General features: G+C 63.7%; 17 protein-coding genes and 1 pseudogene. 11 read left to right on the top strand and 7 right to left on the bottom strand.

Annotated elements, in window-relative coordinates:
- Positions 1-28 precede the first annotated feature (28 nt).
- A complete protein-coding gene (gene rph, locus NKK47_RS04985; RefSeq protein ID WP_023678981.1) occupies positions 29-745 on the bottom strand; it encodes a ribonuclease PH in 717 nt (238 codons plus the stop codon).
- Positions 746-891: 146 nt separating this feature from the next.
- Between rph and hrcA the strand changes: the two genes are divergently transcribed.
- The 6 genes and pseudogenes from hrcA to NKK47_RS04955 all read left to right on the top strand — a co-directional run bounded on the left by hrcA (position 892) and on the right by NKK47_RS04955 (position 6,325).
- Positions 892-2,004 (top strand): heat-inducible transcriptional repressor HrcA, encoded by a 1,113-nt coding sequence (hrcA, locus tag NKK47_RS04980; protein WP_502904973.1) that lies wholly within the window; start codon positions 892-894, stop codon positions 2,002-2,004.
- A 36-nt stretch (positions 2,005-2,040) separates the two neighbouring features.
- On the top strand, positions 2,041-2,238 hold the full coding sequence (locus NKK47_RS04975) for a hypothetical protein (RefSeq protein WP_023678983.1): 198 nt from the start codon (positions 2,041-2,043) through the stop codon (positions 2,236-2,238).
- A 99-nt stretch (positions 2,239-2,337) separates the two neighbouring features.
- The gene (locus tag NKK47_RS04970; RefSeq protein WP_352575336.1) at positions 2,338-3,693 is read left to right on the top strand and encodes a PQQ-dependent sugar dehydrogenase; all 1,356 of its coding nucleotides are present in this window, start codon (positions 2,338-2,340) and stop codon (positions 3,691-3,693) included.
- An 87-nt stretch (positions 3,694-3,780) separates the two neighbouring features.
- Positions 3,781-4,379 (top strand): annotated as a pseudogene (locus NKK47_RS04965) (LysE family translocator).
- 166 nt (positions 4,380-4,545) lie between these two features.
- Positions 4,546-5,526 (top strand): cysteine synthase A, encoded by a 981-nt coding sequence (gene cysK, locus NKK47_RS04960; protein ID WP_023678986.1) that lies wholly within the window; start codon positions 4,546-4,548, stop codon positions 5,524-5,526.
- 175 nt (positions 5,527-5,701) lie between these two features.
- A complete protein-coding gene (locus NKK47_RS04955) occupies positions 5,702-6,325 on the top strand; it encodes a glutathione S-transferase family protein (protein ID WP_352575452.1) in 624 nt (207 codons plus the stop codon).
- A 15-nt stretch (positions 6,326-6,340) separates the two neighbouring features.
- Here the strand turns inward: NKK47_RS04955 and NKK47_RS04950 are convergent, their stop codons facing one another.
- Positions 6,341-7,597 (bottom strand): RNA polymerase sigma factor, encoded by a 1,257-nt coding sequence (locus NKK47_RS04950; protein WP_352575335.1) that lies wholly within the window; start codon positions 7,595-7,597, stop codon positions 6,341-6,343.
- On the bottom strand, positions 7,597-7,950 hold the full coding sequence (locus tag NKK47_RS04945; protein ID WP_023718846.1) for a YciI family protein: 354 nt from the start codon (positions 7,948-7,950) through the stop codon (positions 7,597-7,599). Before NKK47_RS04945 ends, NKK47_RS04950 begins: the two co-directional genes overlap by 1 nt.
- A 258-nt stretch (positions 7,951-8,208) precedes the next feature.
- On the opposite strand from NKK47_RS04945, the gene NKK47_RS04940 reads away from it, so the two are divergent.
- From NKK47_RS04940 to NKK47_RS04930, 3 genes are all read left to right on the top strand, one after another.
- On the top strand, positions 8,209-9,168 hold the full coding sequence (locus tag NKK47_RS04940) for a TAXI family TRAP transporter solute-binding subunit (protein ID WP_352575333.1): 960 nt from the start codon (positions 8,209-8,211) through the stop codon (positions 9,166-9,168).
- Between the two features lie 161 nt (positions 9,169-9,329).
- Complete coding sequence (locus NKK47_RS04935; protein ID WP_352575331.1) at positions 9,330-11,426, top strand: TRAP transporter permease; 2,097 nt, start codon at positions 9,330-9,332, stop codon at positions 11,424-11,426.
- The gene (locus NKK47_RS04930; protein ID WP_352575329.1) at positions 11,423-11,806 is read left to right on the top strand and encodes a DUF1850 domain-containing protein; all 384 of its coding nucleotides are present in this window, start codon (positions 11,423-11,425) and stop codon (positions 11,804-11,806) included. Before NKK47_RS04935 ends, NKK47_RS04930 begins: the two co-directional genes overlap by 4 nt.
- On the opposite strand, the gene NKK47_RS04925 is transcribed toward NKK47_RS04930, so the two are convergent.
- The 4 genes from NKK47_RS04925 to NKK47_RS04910 form a co-directional block, all read right to left on the bottom strand.
- Positions 11,719-12,243, bottom strand: coding sequence for a DUF4166 domain-containing protein (locus NKK47_RS04925; protein ID WP_352575327.1), 525 nt, complete (start codon positions 12,241-12,243; stop codon positions 11,719-11,721). The two genes, NKK47_RS04930 and NKK47_RS04925, sit on opposite strands and share 88 nt — an antisense overlap.
- A 27-nt stretch (positions 12,244-12,270) precedes the next feature.
- A complete protein-coding gene (locus NKK47_RS04920) occupies positions 12,271-13,446 on the bottom strand; it encodes a saccharopine dehydrogenase family protein (protein ID WP_352575325.1) in 1,176 nt (391 codons plus the stop codon).
- A 49-nt stretch (positions 13,447-13,495) separates the two neighbouring features.
- Entirely contained in the window at positions 13,496-13,876 is a 381-nt protein-coding gene (locus NKK47_RS04915) for a thiol-disulfide oxidoreductase DCC family protein (RefSeq protein ID WP_245274773.1), read from the bottom strand.
- Between the two features lie 257 nt (positions 13,877-14,133).
- Positions 14,134-14,280, bottom strand: coding sequence for a hypothetical protein (locus NKK47_RS04910; RefSeq protein ID WP_023678994.1), 147 nt, complete (start codon positions 14,278-14,280; stop codon positions 14,134-14,136).
- A gap of 407 nt (positions 14,281-14,687) precedes the next feature.
- On the opposite strand from NKK47_RS04910, the gene NKK47_RS04905 reads away from it, so the two are divergent.
- Together NKK47_RS04905 and ku are read left to right on the top strand one after the other, a co-directional pair.
- On the top strand, positions 14,688-15,194 hold the full coding sequence (locus NKK47_RS04905; protein ID WP_352473615.1) for a YciE/YciF ferroxidase family protein: 507 nt from the start codon (positions 14,688-14,690) through the stop codon (positions 15,192-15,194).
- Between the two features lie 119 nt (positions 15,195-15,313).
- A complete protein-coding gene (ku, locus tag NKK47_RS04900) occupies positions 15,314-16,165 on the top strand; it encodes a non-homologous end joining protein Ku (RefSeq protein WP_352575323.1) in 852 nt (283 codons plus the stop codon).
- Positions 16,166-16,170: the final 5 nt, after the last annotated feature.

The raw sequence follows: 16,170 nt of genomic DNA, 5'->3' as shown, positions 1-16,170 counted from the left end.
TCGCCAATCTCATCAATATTGACCGCAGCTAAGCCACCGCCATTTGCTGCAAGCTGACCAGGCGCTGAATACCTTTCTTGGCGAGCCCCATCAGCGCCGCGAACTGCTCTTCCGAGAACGGCTCGCCCTCGGCCGTGCCTTGGATCTCGACGATGCCGCCCTTGCCGGTCATGACGAAATTGGCGTCGGTGCCGGCCGAGGAATCCTCGATATAGTCGAGGTCGATGACCGGCTGGCCATCATGGATGCCGCAGGAGATCGCCGCAACGTGATCCTTCAGCACCTTGCCCAGGCTCGCCATCTGGCGGGTTTCCATCCAGCGCAGGCAGTCGTAGAGCGCCACCCAGCCGCCGGTGATCGAAGCGGTGCGCGTGCCGCCGTCGGCCTGGATCACGTCGCAGTCGACGGTGATCTGCTGCTCGCCGAGCGCCTGCAGATCGACCACGGCGCGCAGGGAGCGGCCGATCAGCCGCTGGATTTCCAGCGTGCGGCCGCCTTGTTTGCCGGCCGAAGCCTCGCGGCGCATGCGCTCGCCGGTCGAACGCGGCAGCATGCCGTATTCCGCCGTCACCCAGCCCTTGCCGGAGTTGCGCATCCAGCCCGGCACCTTTTCCTCCAGGCTGGCCGTACACAGCACATGCGTGTCGCCGAACTTCACCAGGCACGAGCCTTCCGCATGCTTGGAGACGCCGCGCTCGAAGGAGATGGGGCGCATTTCGTCGAATTGGCGTTTGGAAGGGCGCATTCAGGCTTCTTTCTTTCTTCGGAATCTTGGCCGGGGAATCTTGGCCGGCTTGTAGCCGCACGGGGCGTGAGGCGCAAAGGAAAATGGACCGGTTGCGCCGACACCGCGGAAGTCTATATCTTCGGGGCGGAGGTTTTTGGCTCGAAATGACAAAGGCAGTCGATCCCGGTTTGCAGTCGCACGTGCTCCCGTCGCACGCGCTGCAATCGCCCGCGCTTCAATCGCTCGACATGCGTTCGCGCGACATCTTCCGGCGCATCGTCGATTCCTATTTGAGGGATGGCGAGCCGGTCGGTTCGCGCAGCCTGTCGCGCATCCTGCCGTCGTCGCTGTCGCCGGCCACCATCCGCAACGTGATGAGCGACCTTGAGCATCTCGGCCTGATCTATGCGCCGCACATTTCGGCTGGCCGGCTGCCGACCCAGGCAGGCCTGCGCTTCTTCGTCGATGCTTTCATGGAACTTGGTGACCTCTCCGACGAGGAGCGCCGCACCATCGAGGCCCAGGTGCGCGCCTCCGGCTCGGGCGCGACGCTGGAGCATATGCTGACCGAGGCCAGCCAGATGCTGTCCGGCATGTCGCGCGGCGCCGGCCTCGTGCTCGCCGCCAAGAATGAGGTGGCGCTTAAGCACATCGAATTCATCCAGCTAGAGCCGACCAAGGCGCTGGCCGTGCTGGTCTCGCAGAACGGCGACGTCGAAAATCGCGTCATCGATCTGCCCGCCGGCATCACCATCTCGCAATTGCACGAAGCCTCCAACTTCCTCAACGCCCATATCCGCGGTCGCACCCTGGCCGAGGCGCGGGTCGAGATCGCCCGCCTCAAGGAAGAGACCAGGGCAGCCCTCGACACGCTGTCGCAGGATCTGGTCGAGAAGGGCCTGGCGGTCTGGGCAGGCGCTGAAAGCGGCGTGCCTGGGCGGCTTATCGTGCGCGGCCGCGCCAATCTCCTGGAAAACGTCACTGCCCAGGCCGACATAGAATTGCTGCGGCATCTGTTTGAGGATCTGGAGACGCAGGATGGGCTGATCCAGCTTCTCGACCTCGCCGAGGCAGGCCCAGGCGTGCGCATATTCATCGGTTCGGAAAACAAGCTGTTTTCGCTGTCTGGCTCCTCGCTGGTGGTGGCACCCTATCGCGACAAGGACGCGCGCGTCGTCGGTGCGCTCGGCGTCATCGGGCCGACGCGGCTGAATTATGCGCGCATAGTACCGATGGTCGACTATACCGCGCAGCTGATTTCGCGCATGCTGAGCTAGGAGCCGCCGCGGGCCTGCCGCAAGGAGGAGAAAAGAATGGCGCTGGAATCGTTCAAGGCCCAGATCAGTCTGCTGCTCGAAGAAATGATCAACCAACCAGAGGATCAGCACGAGGTGCAAGAGCAGTTGCGCGAGAAGCTGCAAGAGATGCGGGCGATGGGTTTGCCGCTGCCGGCCGATCTGGTCGCGCTGGAAAAGCGCCTCGACGACGACTTTTACGCCTCGGGCAACTGAACGGGTTCGGCTTCAAATCCTCGTGTGCTGGACGGCCGCTTGGAACGATCAATACCTGATGCCGTTTGCCCTGTTCGAGGCGAATCCCGGAGGACGTTGATGATCCGATCTGGCGGCTTTGCGGCCGTTGCCGCTGCCCTCCTTGTTGCGACACCGGCAGCCGCCCAGCAGGCGGACCAGAATGTGCTCAAAGGCGAAGCCGCGTTTGGCGATTGGCACGCCGACAGGCCTGGCGTCAGACGCCTGATTGGGCCGCGAGACATGCCGGCAGCCGACCCCGCCCAATCCGCTTCGAACGGCGCCGGCGTGGCGGAACGGCCCGAGAGCGCCAAGCCAGAATTGCCGTCGGGCTTTTCGGCTGAAATGATCGCATCCGGCATCGTCAATCCACGTGTCGTGCGCGTCGCTCCGAATGGCGACCTGTTTGTTGCCAACAGCCATGCCGACCAAATACGCGTCTATCGTCTCGCCGAGGGCAGCGCCAAGCCCATCGAGAAAGCGATCTTCGCCAAGGGGCTCAATTATCCCTACGGCATCGCCTTCTATCCGCCAGGAGACAAACCGCAATGGGTTTATGTCGCGAACAGCGACAGCATCGTCCGCTTCCCCTATCGCGATGGCGACCTGAAGACATCCGGCAAACCAGAAACCATTGTCGCCCAAATCCCGTCGGGTGGTCACACGACCCGCGACATCGCCTTCTCGCAGGACGGCAAAACGCTTTATTTGTCGGTTGGCTCCGCCTCGAACGTCGCCGAGGATATAGGCAAGGAGCCGGATAGCGGCCTCGACGCCTGGGCCAAATCAAAGCCGCTCGGGGCGGCCTGGGGCTCCGAGGACGGCCGTGCCGATGTGCTCGCCTTTGACCCGGATGGGAAAAATCCCCGAACTGTCGCCACCGGCCTGCGCAACTGTACGGGCATGACCGTGCAGCCCTCCACCGGCGCATTGTGGTGCGTCGTCAATGAGCGCGACGAACTCGGCGACAATGTGCCGTTCGAATTTGCAACAGCGGTCAAGGACGGCGGATTCTATGGTTGGCCTTGGTACTACATCGGCAATAACGAGGATCCGCGCCATCAGGGCGAGCGGCCAGACCTCGCCGGCAAGGCCACTGTCCCCGATGTATTGATGCAGGCGCATTCGGCGCCGATGAATATAGCCTTCTACGACGGCAAGAACTTCCCGGCGGATTACCAGGGTGACGCCTTCGTCGCCATGCATGGTTCGTGGAACCGTGGCGCCAGGACCGGCTACAAGGTGGTGAGGCTCAAATTCAGGGATGGCAAGCCGACCGGCGAATATGAGGACTTCATGACCGGCTTCGTCATCTCGAACGACGCCGTCTGGGGCCGCCCGGTCGGTGTCGCGATGGCCAAGGACGGCTCGCTGATCGTCACCGAGGACGGCAACGGCACCATCTGGCGCATTACCTACGAAGACCGCCGCTCCTGAACGGCGGGGTCGCCAGCTGCGCTGGCGCAATCGAATCCGGGCCGAGGGAATTCACCCAACTTCAACATTGTGCGACAAGCGCGAATCATGACACTCACCGGGTTTCTCGCCTATAGTGCTGCCCTCGGCATCGCCGCGGCCATCCCCGGCCCCGGCGTCACCGCGCTCGTTGCGCGTGCGCTGGGCTGGCCATGTCGTTCGGGCTGATGCTCGGCGACCTGACCTATCTCACTGCCGTGGTGCTCGGCCTGGCTTTCGTCGCGCAAACTTTCGGCATGGTCTTCCTGGCCATCAAATGGCTGGGCGTCGCCTACCTCGCCTTTCTTGGCTGGCGTTTCTGGACGAGCGGCATCACGCCGGAGACGGTGGAGGCGAAGAAAGGCAAGGGCGGCTTGGCATCCAGCTTTGTAGCCGGCCTCGCCGTCACGCTCGGCAATCCGAAGACGATGATCTTCTATCTTGCCATCACCCCGACCATCGTCGATCTGAAGACGATCACGCTGGCCGATTACGGCATCCTCGTCGCGCTCACCATCGTCGTCCTGCTCGTCGTGCTGGTGCCCTATCTGGCGCTGGCGGCCAAGGCGCGCTGGTTCCTGAAGTCGCCGCGGGCGCTGAGGGCACTCAACCGCACCGCCGCGGGCTTCATGGTCGGTGCGGCGGCGGCAATTGCCGCCCGCCAATAGATCTCCTTCGCCAATCCGCCCAAGGATTGCCACGCCTTGCAAGGGCGGGGGTACTCAGCACGAACTTCACTCGGATATTTTTCGATCGACAGCCTATCTTGCGCGGCGGATGGCTCTATCCTAGGCCCCGCCCGACTCTTGCCGCTTGACCTCTGGGAGGAAATCAATGAACAAGCCCGCCACCCCCGCACACGTGCCCGGCCGCGGCCGCATCTACAATTCGATCACCGAGACGATCGGCGACACGCCGCTGGTGCGGCTTGATAAATTCGCCAGGGAGAAGGGCGTCGTCGCCAATCTGCTGGCCAAGCTCGAATTCTTCAACCCGATCGCCTCGGTCAAGGACCGCATCGGCGTGTCGATGATCGAGGCATTGGAGGCTTCGGGCAGGATTACGCCCGGCAAGACCACCCTGATCGAGCCGACCTCGGGCAATACCGGCATCGCGCTCGCCTTTGCCGCCGCTGCCAAGGGCTACAAGCTGATCCTGACCATGCCGGAAACCATGTCCGTCGAACGCCGCAAGATGCTGGCTCTGCTCGGTGCCGAACTGGTGCTGACCGAAGGGCCGAAAGGCATGAAGGGCGCCATCGCCAAGGCGGACGAGCTGGCGGCAACGCTGCCCGACGCTGTCATTCCGCAGCAATTCGAAAACCCGGCCAATCCGGAAATCCATCGCCGCACCACGGCCGAGGAAATCTGGAACGACACCCATGGCGAAGTCGATATCTTCGTTGCCGGCATCGGGACCGGCGGCACCATCACCGGCGTCGGCCAGGTGCTGAAGAAGCGTAAGCCCTCGGTGCATGTCGTCGCCGTCGAACCGGAAGCCTCGCCGGTGCTGTCGGGCGGCCAGCCAGGCCCGCACAAGATCCAGGGCATTGGCGCCGGCTTCGCGCCAAAAATCCTCGACACGACGATCTATGACGAAATCGTCAAGGTCTCGAACGAGGATTCGGTTGCCAATGCACGGCTCGTCGCTCGGCTCGAAGGTGTGCCGGTCGGCATCTCGTCGGGGGCCGCCCTGCAAGCGGCGATCGTCGTCGGCTCGCGGGCCGAGAACAAGGGCAAGAACCTCGTCGTCGTCATCCCCTCTTTCGCCGAGCGCTATCTCTCGACGATCCTGTTCGAGGGATTGGGCGCTTAGACACGAGCGTTTTTGACCGGTCAGTAGCGATCCTTCGCGATGCCCTCCGACATCAAATACTCTGTATCACGCGTCGGCGTGGACCGCTGAAAAACCACCTGTGGCGGGCGTCGTTCGCTTGAGCGGCGGGTCCCTTCCGTATCAAATCGTCGCTGCCCGGCAGGTGGAGGACTTCATGTACAAGCTCTATACGCGTGCCAATACCGGCGGCTTTGTCATCGAGGCGGCGCTCGCTTTGGCGGGCGTGCCTTTCGACCAGATCGACGTTCCGAAGGGCCGACCCGACCAGGCCTTTTTAGATATCAGCCCCTTGAACCAGGTGCCGGTCCTGATCTTGCCGGACGGACGCTCGATGACCGAATCGGCGGCGATCTGCATCCTGCTGGCCGAGCGCCACCCGGAAGCAGGACTGGCGCCCGCAGCAAGTTCGGCTGACCGTGCCGACTTCCTGCGCTGGATGTTTTTCATGTCCTCCGTCATCTATTCGGCTGACCTGCGGTTCTTCTACGCTCATCGCTACACGACCGATCCCCGCGGCGTGGACGCTGTCAAACGGGCGGCGGTCTCGGAAATGGATCGCAGCTTCGCCATTCTCGATGCCGCCCTCGCAGGCCATGACTGGCTGGCCGGCGACCGGCTCTCGCTGGCCGACATCTATCTCGTCATGTTGGTGGCCTGGCATCCGGAGGTCGCGAAGGTTCCAACCGCTTGGCCGAATATCGAACGCCTGTGGGCCAATTTGCGGGAACATCGAGTGATAAAGAGGCTGAATGCTTCCCACGACATGTGGCCGGCCTAAGCACTCCGCCTTGTCTCAGTGTCTTTCCACGTGGCCGAGCCATGCCCGTCGTTCCTGCAGGAACCGGCGCACGGCCGGATCGCGTTCGAGGCCGATAGCCCGGTCATAGGCCTCGCTCGCTTGCGGAACTTTGCCGAGTCTGGCCAGCAGGCCCGCGCGGGCGGCCCAGTAAGGTTGATAGTCATACAGCCGCTTGTCGCCGCTGAGTTGATCAAGCGCGCCCAATCCTGCTGAAGCACCTTCGGCCTCGGCAATCGCCACCGCACGGTTGATCGACACCACCGGCGAGCCGGCAATCACCGACAGCGCGTCGTAGAGCTCCTTGATCGCGACCCAGTCGGTACAACCGGTCAGCCGCCGTGTCGTATGGGCGGATTGCACGGCGGCCTCGAGCTGGTAGCGGCCGACAACACCCTCGGCGGCCGCGCGCCCGAGCAGCGCCTCCGCTTCATCGATCAGGGTGTCGTCCCACAATGCAAGATCCTGCTCGGCCAGCGGCACATAGTCACCCGCCGCATTGCGCCGGGCTGCACGCCGCGCCTCGGCGAACAGCATCAGCGCCAGCAGGCCGAGTGCTTCCGGCTCATCCGGCATCAGCGAGGCGATCAGACGGCCGAGCCAGATGCCTTCGGTCGCGAGATTGCGGCGCCGCGTTTCGGTGCCGGCCGGGTCGGACCAACCTTCGGCAAACGCCGCGTAGATCGCTTCCAGAACGGTGCCCAGCCGCTCGCCGAGCTCGGCCCGCTCCGGCACGCGGAACGGAATGCCTGTCTCGCGAATTCGCGTCTTGGCGCGCACCAGCCGCTGGCTCATCGTGGCTGGCGAGACAAGAAAAGCCGAGGCGATGGTCGCTGCGTCGAAGCCCAGGACCGTCTGCAGGATCAGCGGTGCTCGCACGCCGGCCTCAATCGCGGGATGGGCGCAGGCAAACATGAGCCTGAGCCGCTCGTCCGGCAGGTCTTCCTCGGCCATGCGCGCCTCCATCTCCTCGGCGATCAGTCTCAGGTGGTCGCGGCCCGCCTCGCGTGTCAGCCGCCGTCTGACCGCGTCGACGCGGCGCTTGCGTGCCACCGCCAGCAGCCAGGCTTCCGGCTTGTCGGGCACGCCCGCCTGTGGCCAACGCTCGAGCGCCGCTGCAAAGGCATCGGCCAATGCGTCCTCTGCAGCGGCCACGTCGCGCGTGCGTGCGGCGAGATAGGCGACCAGCTTGCCGTAGCTTTGCCGGGCGGCCGCTTCCGCCGCCGCCCGCGCAGTATCGGGCAATTCCGGCATCACATGGTGAGTTCCCAGATCGGCCGCACCTCTACCGTGCCGGTGCTGGCGCCCGGGCAGCGCGCCGCCCAGGCAATGGCGGCGTCGACGTCCTCCGCTTCGATCATATAGAAGCCGGCAAGCTGCTCCTTGGTGTCGGCATAGGGGCCGTCGAGCACGTTGGTCTTGCCATTGGCCATCCGCACCGAGGTAGCGGATTGCGTCGGCTTCAGCCGGTCGCCGGCGAGCCAGGCGCCGGATTTCTTCAACGCTTCGGTGTAGGCGACGTACGCGCTCGACATCTGTGTCACCGCATCTGCTGGCGCGGCTGCCATCCCCGCTTCGTTTCCATAGATCAAAAGCATGTATCGCATGGTCTTCTCCCGTTTCTCGAAGGCCGCATCGTTGCGAGCCGGACTTATGTCGCGCGGCCCTGCCGGATTTCGACAAGCGCTGGAAAAATCTTTCTGCCGCGATGCGACCTCGCGCAAGCGCCAACGTGTTGCGGCACTGCTTAGCCGTTCGTCTAATCGCTGCTATTGCGGGTTGGCATTTCCCGCCCGCTGTCTAAACTCGCTTCGCTTCGTGCCGCCGAGGAGGGCACGGCGGCGAATTTTCAGGGAGGAAATCGCATGCTCAATTTCAGGACGAAATTTGTTGCAGCCGGCGTGCTGGCGCTGTCGCTTGGCCTTGGCGCGGTATCGGTCAAGGCACAGGAATTCATCAACGTGCTGACCGGCGGCACGTCCGGCGTCTACTATCCGCTCGGCGTCGCCCTGTCGGAAATCTACGGCAAGGGCATCGAAGGCGCGCGCACCCAGGTGCAGGCGACGAAAGCGTCGGTCGAAAACCTCAATCTCTTGCAGCAGGGCAAGGGCGAGATTGCTTTCGCGCTTGGCGATTCCGTCAAGCTGGCCGCCGAAGGCAATACCGAAGCAGGCTTCCCAGGCAAGCTCGACAAGCTGCGCGGCATTGCCGCCATCTATCCCAATTACATCCAGATCGTCGCCAGCAAGGAATCCGGCATCAAGACGCTCGCCGATCTCAAGGGCAAGAGCCTTTCGGTCGGCGCGCCGGCCTCAGGCACCGAGCTCAACGCCCGCACGATATTTGCCGCTGCCGGGCTGAAATACGAAGACCTCGGGCGGATCGAATATCTGCCCTTCGCCGAATCGGTGGAGCTGATCAAGAACCGCCAGCTCGACGCCACGCTGCAGTCGGCTGGCCTTGGGGTCGCGTCGATCCGTGACCTCGCCACCTCAGTGCCGGTAAACGTCGTTGCCGTGCCGGCGGAGGACGTCGCCAAGATCGGCTCGCCCTATCTTTCCGTGGTCATCCCCAAGGGCACCTACGAGGGCCAGACCGAGGATGTTGCGACCGCCGCCGTCGGCAATTTCCTGATCACCAGCGCCGATGTCTCCGACGAGACCGCCTACCAGATGACGAAACTGCTGTTCGAGCATCTCGACCAGCTCACCGCTGCCCACGCCGCCGCCAAGGCGATCGACCCGGCCAAGGCGCTCGACGGCATGCCGGTGCCGCTGCATCCAGGCGCCGAGAGGTATTACAAGGAAAAGGGATTGGTGAAGTAAGGAGCCATCCCTCCCCCTTGAGGAGAAGGTGAACAGCTGCCGAAGGCGAATGGACGGGTAGGGTCGGTTGAGGCCGCGCACTGCCGCACCGACCTCACCCGCCTCGCTTCGCTCGGCACCCTCCCCTCGAGGAGGGGACCGCCCCGCCAGGAACCCCGCTAATGACCGTAACCCCGACCGTTCTTTCCCCCACAGCGGAAGCTCCTGTCGAAGGATTGCCGCCTGGCTTCGGCGAAGGCATCGCCGGCAAGGCGGCTTTTTTTATCGCCATCGCCTTCTCCATCTTCCAAATCTACATCGCCGCCTATGGCAGCCTGCCGAGCCAGGTCATACGCGCCATGCATGTCGGCTTCCTGCTGCTGCTCGGCTTTGCCCTAATCGCCAATCTGCGCGCCAAAAGCGTCCCGGCGAAAGCAGTGTTCTGGACGCTCGGCCTGCTTGGTTTCGCCACCGGTCTGTACAATTGGGTGTTCTATGCCGACCTCATCCGCCGCTCCGGCTTTCTCACCACGCCTGACCTGATCGTCGGCGCGGTGCTGGTCGTGCTGGTCTTCGAGGCGGCGCGGCGGTTAATGGGGCTGCCGCTCGCCGTCATTGCCTTCATCTTTCTCGCCTACGCATTTGCCGGCAATCATCTGCCGCCGCCGTTCATCCATCGCGGTTATGATTTCGCCCAGCTCGTCGACACCTTCGCCTATGGCACCGAAGGCATCTACGGCACGCCGATCTATGTCTCGGCCGCCTACATCTTCATCTTCGTCGTTTTCGCCGCCTTTCTTGAGCGCGCCGGCATGATCGCGCTGTTCAACGATTTTGCGCTTGGCCTGGTCGGCTCATGGCGCGGCGGCCCGGCGCAAGTCTGCGTGCTGTCCTCGGCGCTGATGGGCACCATTTCCGGCTCCGGCGTCGCCAATGTGGTGGCCAGCGGCCAGTTCACCATCCCGCTGATGAAACGCTTCGGTTTCCGCTCGGCTTTCGCTGGCGCCGTCGAGGCGACCTCGTCGATGGGCGGCCAGATCATGCCGCCGGTGATGGGAGCGGTTGCCTTTATCATGGCCGAGACCCTGAACATCCCCTATGCCGCGGTGGTCAAGGCGGCGATCATTCCGGCGCTGCTCTATTTCGGCGCCTGTTTCTGGCAGGTGCACCTGGAAGCTGGCAAGGCCGGCCTGCACGGCATGGCCAAGGCCGACCTGCCCAATCCGTGGGATGCGGTGAAACAACACTGGCCGCTGGTGCTGCCGCTGGCAGCGCTGATCTACCTGCTGTTTGCCGGCTATACGCCGGTCTTCGCCGGCACCATGGGCCTGGCGTTGACCATTGTGCTTATCCTCGGCACGCCGCTGGCAGCATCGATCGGGCCGCTCGCCTTCCGCATCGTCTTCTGGCTGGCGCTCGGGCTTGCCGCGGCTTCCTTCATGAAATTCGGCGTCAACATCCTCAGCCTGGTCATCGCCGTGCTGGTCGCCGCCTGCCTCACCTTCAAGGGCGGGCGCGAGACGCTGCGCATATGCGTGGATTCCCTTGCCGAAGGAGCGAAGAACGCGCTGCCGGTCGGCATTGCCTGCGCCATTGTCGGCATCGTCATCGGCACGTTGACGCTTACCGGCATCGCCTCGACCTTCATCGGCTGGATCATCTCGATCGGCGAGAACAATCTGTTCCTGTCGCTGCTTTTGACCATGCTCACCTGCTTGGTGCTCGGCATGGGCATACCGACAATTCCCAACTACATCATCACTTCGTCGCTGGCCGGGCCAGCGCTGCTGTCGCTCGGCGTGCCGTTGGTGGTCAGCCATATGTTCGTCTTCTATTTCGGCATCATGGCCGATCTCACCCCGCCTGTGGCGCTGGCCGCCTTCGCCGCCGCGCCCATGGCCAAGGAAAGCGGCCTCAAGATCGGCATCCAGGCCACCAAGCTTGCCATTGCCGGCTTCGTTGTGCCGTTCATGGCGGTCTATACCCCGGCGCTGATGCTGCAGGACCCCGGCCCGATCGCCGCCCAGTTCGGCTATCCCGTCGAGGTCGCCTATATCGTCATCAAAGCCTGCATGGGTATCGTCCTGTGGGGCGCCGCGGCCGTCGGATTTCTCGCCCGGCGCATGGCGTGGTGGGAACGCCTCGTCGCCTTCGCCGCCGGCGTGCTGCTGGTTGCGGCGCTGCCGCTCACCGACGAGGCGGGCTGGGCGCTGTCCCTTGCCTGGATCGGCTGGCACTGCTGGCGCGCGCGGCAGGCTTCGCTGGCTAATTCAGCATGAGCCTCTGCATCGTCGCGGCCGGCAAGACGGTGACGCTCGCGGTCGCTGCCTTCACGCTCTCCTGGGTGCATTCGGTGGAGAAGACCCAGTGGCAGGAAGACTGGAAGGTGCTGCCGTCCGGCCTGCAGCTGGTCGAGGCCCGCATCAAGGGATCGGGCGCCGGGATGGAGCCGCCGCAAGGCTCGGCGCTGCGCGACGGCTGGTGGGTCTATGCGCCCAAAATCGGGCCACAGCTGCGCCTGGTGCTCGCGGCGTCCGGTGCGACCGGCGGAGGCTGGACGCTGTGCACGGCTCAGGACTGCCGTGAGCTGGGCAAGCTGGCAGGCGAGGCGGTCTCGCTGGAGCCGTGCGGGCCGGAAGGCTCCAGCCAGCCGCGATAGCGGGCGATCATGCCGGCAAGCGGATGCGAGATCTCGACATGGAAGCGGAAGCGGCCATCCTTCACCGTTTCGTAGGAAGTCGAGCGTGGACCGAGCCACATCGGAAGCGGCAGGCCAAAAAAACTCCAGCGGCGCAAGACCAGCGCCAGCCGGCCGTCTTCGGCAACCAGCGCCATCGCGAAGGTCAGCGGGCCGAAGCGTTCGCACAGCAAGCGCTGCGATCGACCCCGGCCTGCGGACTGTAGGCTCGAAAAACTGTGCTTGCCGAATGTCCGGGTCCAGGTCTCGCCGTCCTTGTCGGTGTCGAAGCGGACATGAACCGGGATGTCCTCGCTTGCCCCGGGGAAGACGACCGTCCAGGCCATTAGCCGGCCAAGAACATTGCGCCCGCGTTCGACGCGCGCGCGGCCTGCGGCCGTGATCGTACGGTCATGCATTGACCGAATTGCCTCGGGAAGGCCTTGTCAGGCGGCACCGAGCAGCTCGGCATAAAGCGGCTTGTCCTCGTCCGCCGCCCCGTTCCTGAAGCCGGTGTAGATTGTCCGCCCGGCGAACAGGGCTTCATAATCCCGGAGCTCCAAATCGCGCACCCCCGCCCGTGCGCCCGGCGCGGGCTGATGTCCGGCCAGCGCTTTGCGGGCCAGTGCTTCGACCGCCATCGACGGGATCAGCGGCCCGTCATTGCCCTCGGCCAAGAGATACCACGAGCGCTTGACGATGGCGCCCGCCCGATCCGATCCCTCCACCTCGACGAACATGCCGCCGCGATGCTCGCCCCAGCGCAGCCGGTTCGTTGCCTGATGCATCAGCGGCGCCAGTGGCGAAAGCGAACCGATCAATCCGGCGCGCCCCAGCCAGGCGAGGCCGATCAGGGCGCGGTGCAGCACCTCGGGTACCGGCCCGGCTCCCATCCAGATGGTCCTCGCCTCCGGCCAAAGCGCGGCCAAGGCGCGCAGGTCCGGAACGTCGACCAGAGAAAACAGCGCGTTTCGAAGCGGCAGCCGGCCCGGCGGCGCGATAGTGTAGCGCAGCTGCTCGGTAAACGGACGGCCTTGTTCGGGACGGCCATTGCGAACAAGCCGCACCGGCCGACCGGCATAACCGGCGATAGCCCGGATGACGTTCCCGCCGACGCCGGCAAAGGGCGAAGGCGCGATGCCGCCGCGAATGCCGTCGACCCGCGTCAGGTCCGAAGACAGGCGACGCACCACCGCCGCCGTCAGCACCGGAAAGCTCGAGACGCCGGACAGCACGAAGACGCCGGCGTTTCGCGCCGCCTCGTCGAACGCAGAGACACCGGCGACGAAATCCGAGCCGTCGGCTAGATCGAGATAGTTGATGCGCCGGGCGATGCAGGCCTCGATCAGGCGATAGCGTCCCTCGCCATAGGCCTGGAACGGACCACTCGCGTCGACTACAATATCAGGCTCAAATGCAGCGAGTTGCGCGGCGAGATCGCCGTCACGGTCGAACAGTGCCGGCACCAGCTGGGCTGCTGTCGGGGCGCTCTTCTTGCAATACGCGTCAGCCTTGGCGAGCGAGCGCCCGGCGACAAAGAGGATCAGATGCGGCTCGCCCTCCAAAAGCTCGACGGTGCGACCGCCAAAGGTGCCATAGCCGCCGACGACAAGAACCTTCATCCGCAGTTCCCCCAAAATGCCCCTCCCGCTCCCGGCCAAGGCAACGAACCTAGCCGATCAATCTTGCCCTCACCTCGGCGGAAGGGATTTCGCAATTGTCCTTCTTGCCGAACAGGGCGTAGCGGTTCTTTGCGATGCGGTCGTAGAGCCAGTCGCGAAGCGGGCGCGGCAACAGCAGCAGGATCCGCGCCGCCCGCCACGGCCAGCCGAGTTCGGCCATGACGGCAACGAAACTGTCCAGGCGGGTGAAAGCCGCGCCATCGACGATGACGAGATTGGTCTCGTAGCGATCCGTCCGCAGCCCGTATTTCTTGAACAGCATCTCGCCGAAGGGCGACTGCGCCGTTACGAAATGGAAGCGGCCCTTGCGGTCGAGCTTCACCACCATGCGCACAAAGCCCGAGCACAACACGCAAATACCGTCGAACACGATCAACGGGCGACTTGATTCGAATTCTGGCGGCTCAGGAGAATGGTTCGGCTTGACGATCACGTGACGCCCGGCAGCTGGTGTCAGGCGACACTAGGCCTGCCGGCGGCTGGATCAAAGCCCGGAATGCTAGAGGCTTGGCGTTGTCGCACGCCGTCTGTCGGTCAGCGCAGGGCGCTCGGCGCGATAGGTCGTTGACCGATTGTCGGCGTCGGGCCGGCAGATACGGCTGTCGTGACGGCTCTCCATGCTCATCATCAGCGCACGCTGATCCCAAGCGTGTTGCCACGGCGCGCGCAGGCGGGGCCTGGGCCGCGCATATAATAGCGCTCAGGCCGATAGGTCGGCGCGACGAATTCGCGGATGGCGGCGGCATAGCCGGCGATTTGATTCCAGAAGCTCATTTTACTCGGTCCCTGTCCCGTTTCGGATGTCCCTTCCGAATTGCGGGGATCATAGCGTCCAGGCGTGAATAGTCGGTGAACGCGATGTTAATCTCTGGTCGAAAATGCCTTTGTTCATGGCTGGAATGCGGCTGATTCGCGGTGTTTCCATGCAGTCCGTCGGCATTTCGTCCAGTGTGACTTTTGCATCACATATGTTTCGCCTGAATGTCGCAGAGGCGCGGTTTTGTTTCAGGTTTTGCCGGACCGCGAAATTTCCGTGCACGCGGCCGGAAAACCAGGAACCGGCCCGTCAGCCGCACGTTGATTTCCCAGTGCCGGGACGAACCGGCCTCGCAGACTGTGGTGCTCGGGTGGGCCGCAGCCAAAAAATCCGAAACTGCAAGAGCAATGGAAAGGCAAAGGCCATGGGTTTCTTTTCGAAGGATATCAAAACCCTCGACGACCTCTTCGTGCACACGCTGCGCGACATCTATTACGCTGAAAAACAGATCGAGAAATCGCTGCCGAAGATGATCGACAAGGCGAGTGATCCGCAGCTGAAAGCGGGCTTTGAGAAACATCTCGCTCAGACCAAGGGTCATATCCAGCGTGTCGAGCAGGTGTTCGAACTGCACGGCGTGAAGGCCAAGCAGGTCGACTGCCCGGCCATCGACGGCATTCTCGAAGAAGCCGACGACGTCAGCGGCGACATCGCCGACAAGGAGGTCCTCGACGCTGCGCTGATCGCCTCCGCCCAGGCGGTCGAGCATTATGAGATGACCCGTTACGGCACCCTGATTGCTTGGGCCAAGCAACTGGGCCGCAGCGACTGCGCCAATGTGTTGGCCAACAACCTCAAGGAGGAGCAGGCAACCGACCGCAAGCTTACCGAAATAGCGGAAAGCAAGGTCAACCTGCAAGCCGCCGAGTAGGGCAGTGAGCGAGAACAAGGCAAGGCTGGGTTGAAAGCTCGGACTTGCCTTTTGCGCCGCCGGAACCGGAACGGACTTTGCCCGTTCTCGGTTGAACATTGTCGCGCAGGGAGTTTGTCATGGCGCCGCGCCCGGCCTGGAGAGGGTATCTCAAGCTTTCGCTGGTCACTTGCGCCGTCGAACTGACCAATGTCGTCACCCAGGCCGAGAAAGTCTCGTTCCGCGTGCTCAACCGCAAGACCGGCAATACCGTCAAGCGCGTCTATGTCGATTCGGCAAGCGGCAAGCCGCTCGATGAAGGCGACGAGATCAAGGGCTACGAGATCGGCGACGGCGACTTCGTCCAAATCGAGGAGGAGGAGATCGAAGCCGTGCAGATCGACTCCTCGCATACGATGAGCCTCGATGGTTTCATCGAAAAATCCTCGATCCAGCAGATCTATCTCGATGCGCCCTATTATGTGACGCCTGCGGACGAGGTCTCGGAAGAGGCCTTCGCCGTCATCCGCGACGCCATGGCCGCCAAGAAGACGGCGGGGCTAGCCCGCATTGTGCTCTATCGCCGCGAACGCCCGGTGGTCATTGAGCCGTTGGGCAAGGGTCTGCTGCTGACGACCCTGCGCTATGGCGATACGGTTCGCAGGCCCGAGATGGTGTTCGGCGACATCAAGCCGGTGAAGACCGACGCCGAGATGATCAGGCTGGCCGAACACATCGTCGATGAGAAACAGGCGAAGTTCGATCCTTCCGAATTCGAGGACAAATACGAAAACGCCCTGATCGAGCTGGTCCGCGCCAAGAAGGCCGGCAAGAAGGCACCGAAGACCAAGGCGGAACCACGGCCCTCCAACGTCGTCAACCTCTTCGATGCGCTGAAGAAGAGCCTTTCGTCGGAAGCCGGTGCGCCGGCAAAGACCGGACGCCCGGCAAAAGGCGCCAAGTCCAAAGCCGCCCGGCGCAAATCTGCTTAGGATCC

The sequence above is a fragment of the Mesorhizobium sp. M0019 genome, from assembly GCF_040323975.1.
GTDB lineage: Bacteria > Pseudomonadota > Alphaproteobacteria > Rhizobiales > Rhizobiaceae > Mesorhizobium.
Note: the sequence above shows the minus strand (reverse complement) of the source record. Positions and strands in the feature narration are given on the sequence as shown.

Bases quoted from the DNA above. Each gene is read 5' to 3' on its own strand.
- rph (WP_023678981.1), bottom strand. From the start codon at position 745: ATGCGCCCTTCCAAACGCCAATTCGACGAAATGCGCCCCATCTCCTTC.
- hrcA (WP_502904973.1), top strand. From the start codon at position 892: ATGACAAAGGCAGTCGATCCCGGTTTGCAGTCGCACGTGCTCCCGTCG.
- NKK47_RS04975 (WP_023678983.1), top strand. From the start codon at position 2,041: ATGGCGCTGGAATCGTTCAAGGCCCAGATCAGTCTGCTGCTCGAAGAA.
- NKK47_RS04970 (WP_352575336.1), top strand. From the start codon at position 2,338: ATGATCCGATCTGGCGGCTTTGCGGCCGTTGCCGCTGCCCTCCTTGTT.
- cysK (WP_023678986.1), top strand. From the start codon at position 4,546: ATGAACAAGCCCGCCACCCCCGCACACGTGCCCGGCCGCGGCCGCATC.
- NKK47_RS04955 (WP_352575452.1), top strand. From the start codon at position 5,702: ATGTACAAGCTCTATACGCGTGCCAATACCGGCGGCTTTGTCATCGAG.
- NKK47_RS04950 (WP_352575335.1), bottom strand. From the start codon at position 7,597: ATGCCGGAATTGCCCGATACTGCGCGGGCGGCGGCGGAAGCGGCCGCC.
- NKK47_RS04945 (WP_023718846.1), bottom strand. From the start codon at position 7,950: ATGCGATACATGCTTTTGATCTATGGAAACGAAGCGGGGATGGCAGCC.
- NKK47_RS04940 (WP_352575333.1), top strand. From the start codon at position 8,209: ATGCTCAATTTCAGGACGAAATTTGTTGCAGCCGGCGTGCTGGCGCTG.
- NKK47_RS04935 (WP_352575331.1), top strand. From the start codon at position 9,330: ATGACCGTAACCCCGACCGTTCTTTCCCCCACAGCGGAAGCTCCTGTC.
- NKK47_RS04930 (WP_352575329.1), top strand. From the start codon at position 11,423: ATGAGCCTCTGCATCGTCGCGGCCGGCAAGACGGTGACGCTCGCGGTC.
- NKK47_RS04925 (WP_352575327.1), bottom strand. From the start codon at position 12,243: ATGCATGACCGTACGATCACGGCCGCAGGCCGCGCGCGCGTCGAACGC.
- NKK47_RS04920 (WP_352575325.1), bottom strand. From the start codon at position 13,446: ATGAAGGTTCTTGTCGTCGGCGGCTATGGCACCTTTGGCGGTCGCACC.
- NKK47_RS04910 (WP_023678994.1), bottom strand. From the start codon at position 14,280: ATGAGCTTCTGGAATCAAATCGCCGGCTATGCCGCCGCCATCCGCGAA.
- NKK47_RS04905 (WP_352473615.1), top strand. From the start codon at position 14,688: ATGGGTTTCTTTTCGAAGGATATCAAAACCCTCGACGACCTCTTCGTG.
- ku (WP_352575323.1), top strand. From the start codon at position 15,314: ATGGCGCCGCGCCCGGCCTGGAGAGGGTATCTCAAGCTTTCGCTGGTC.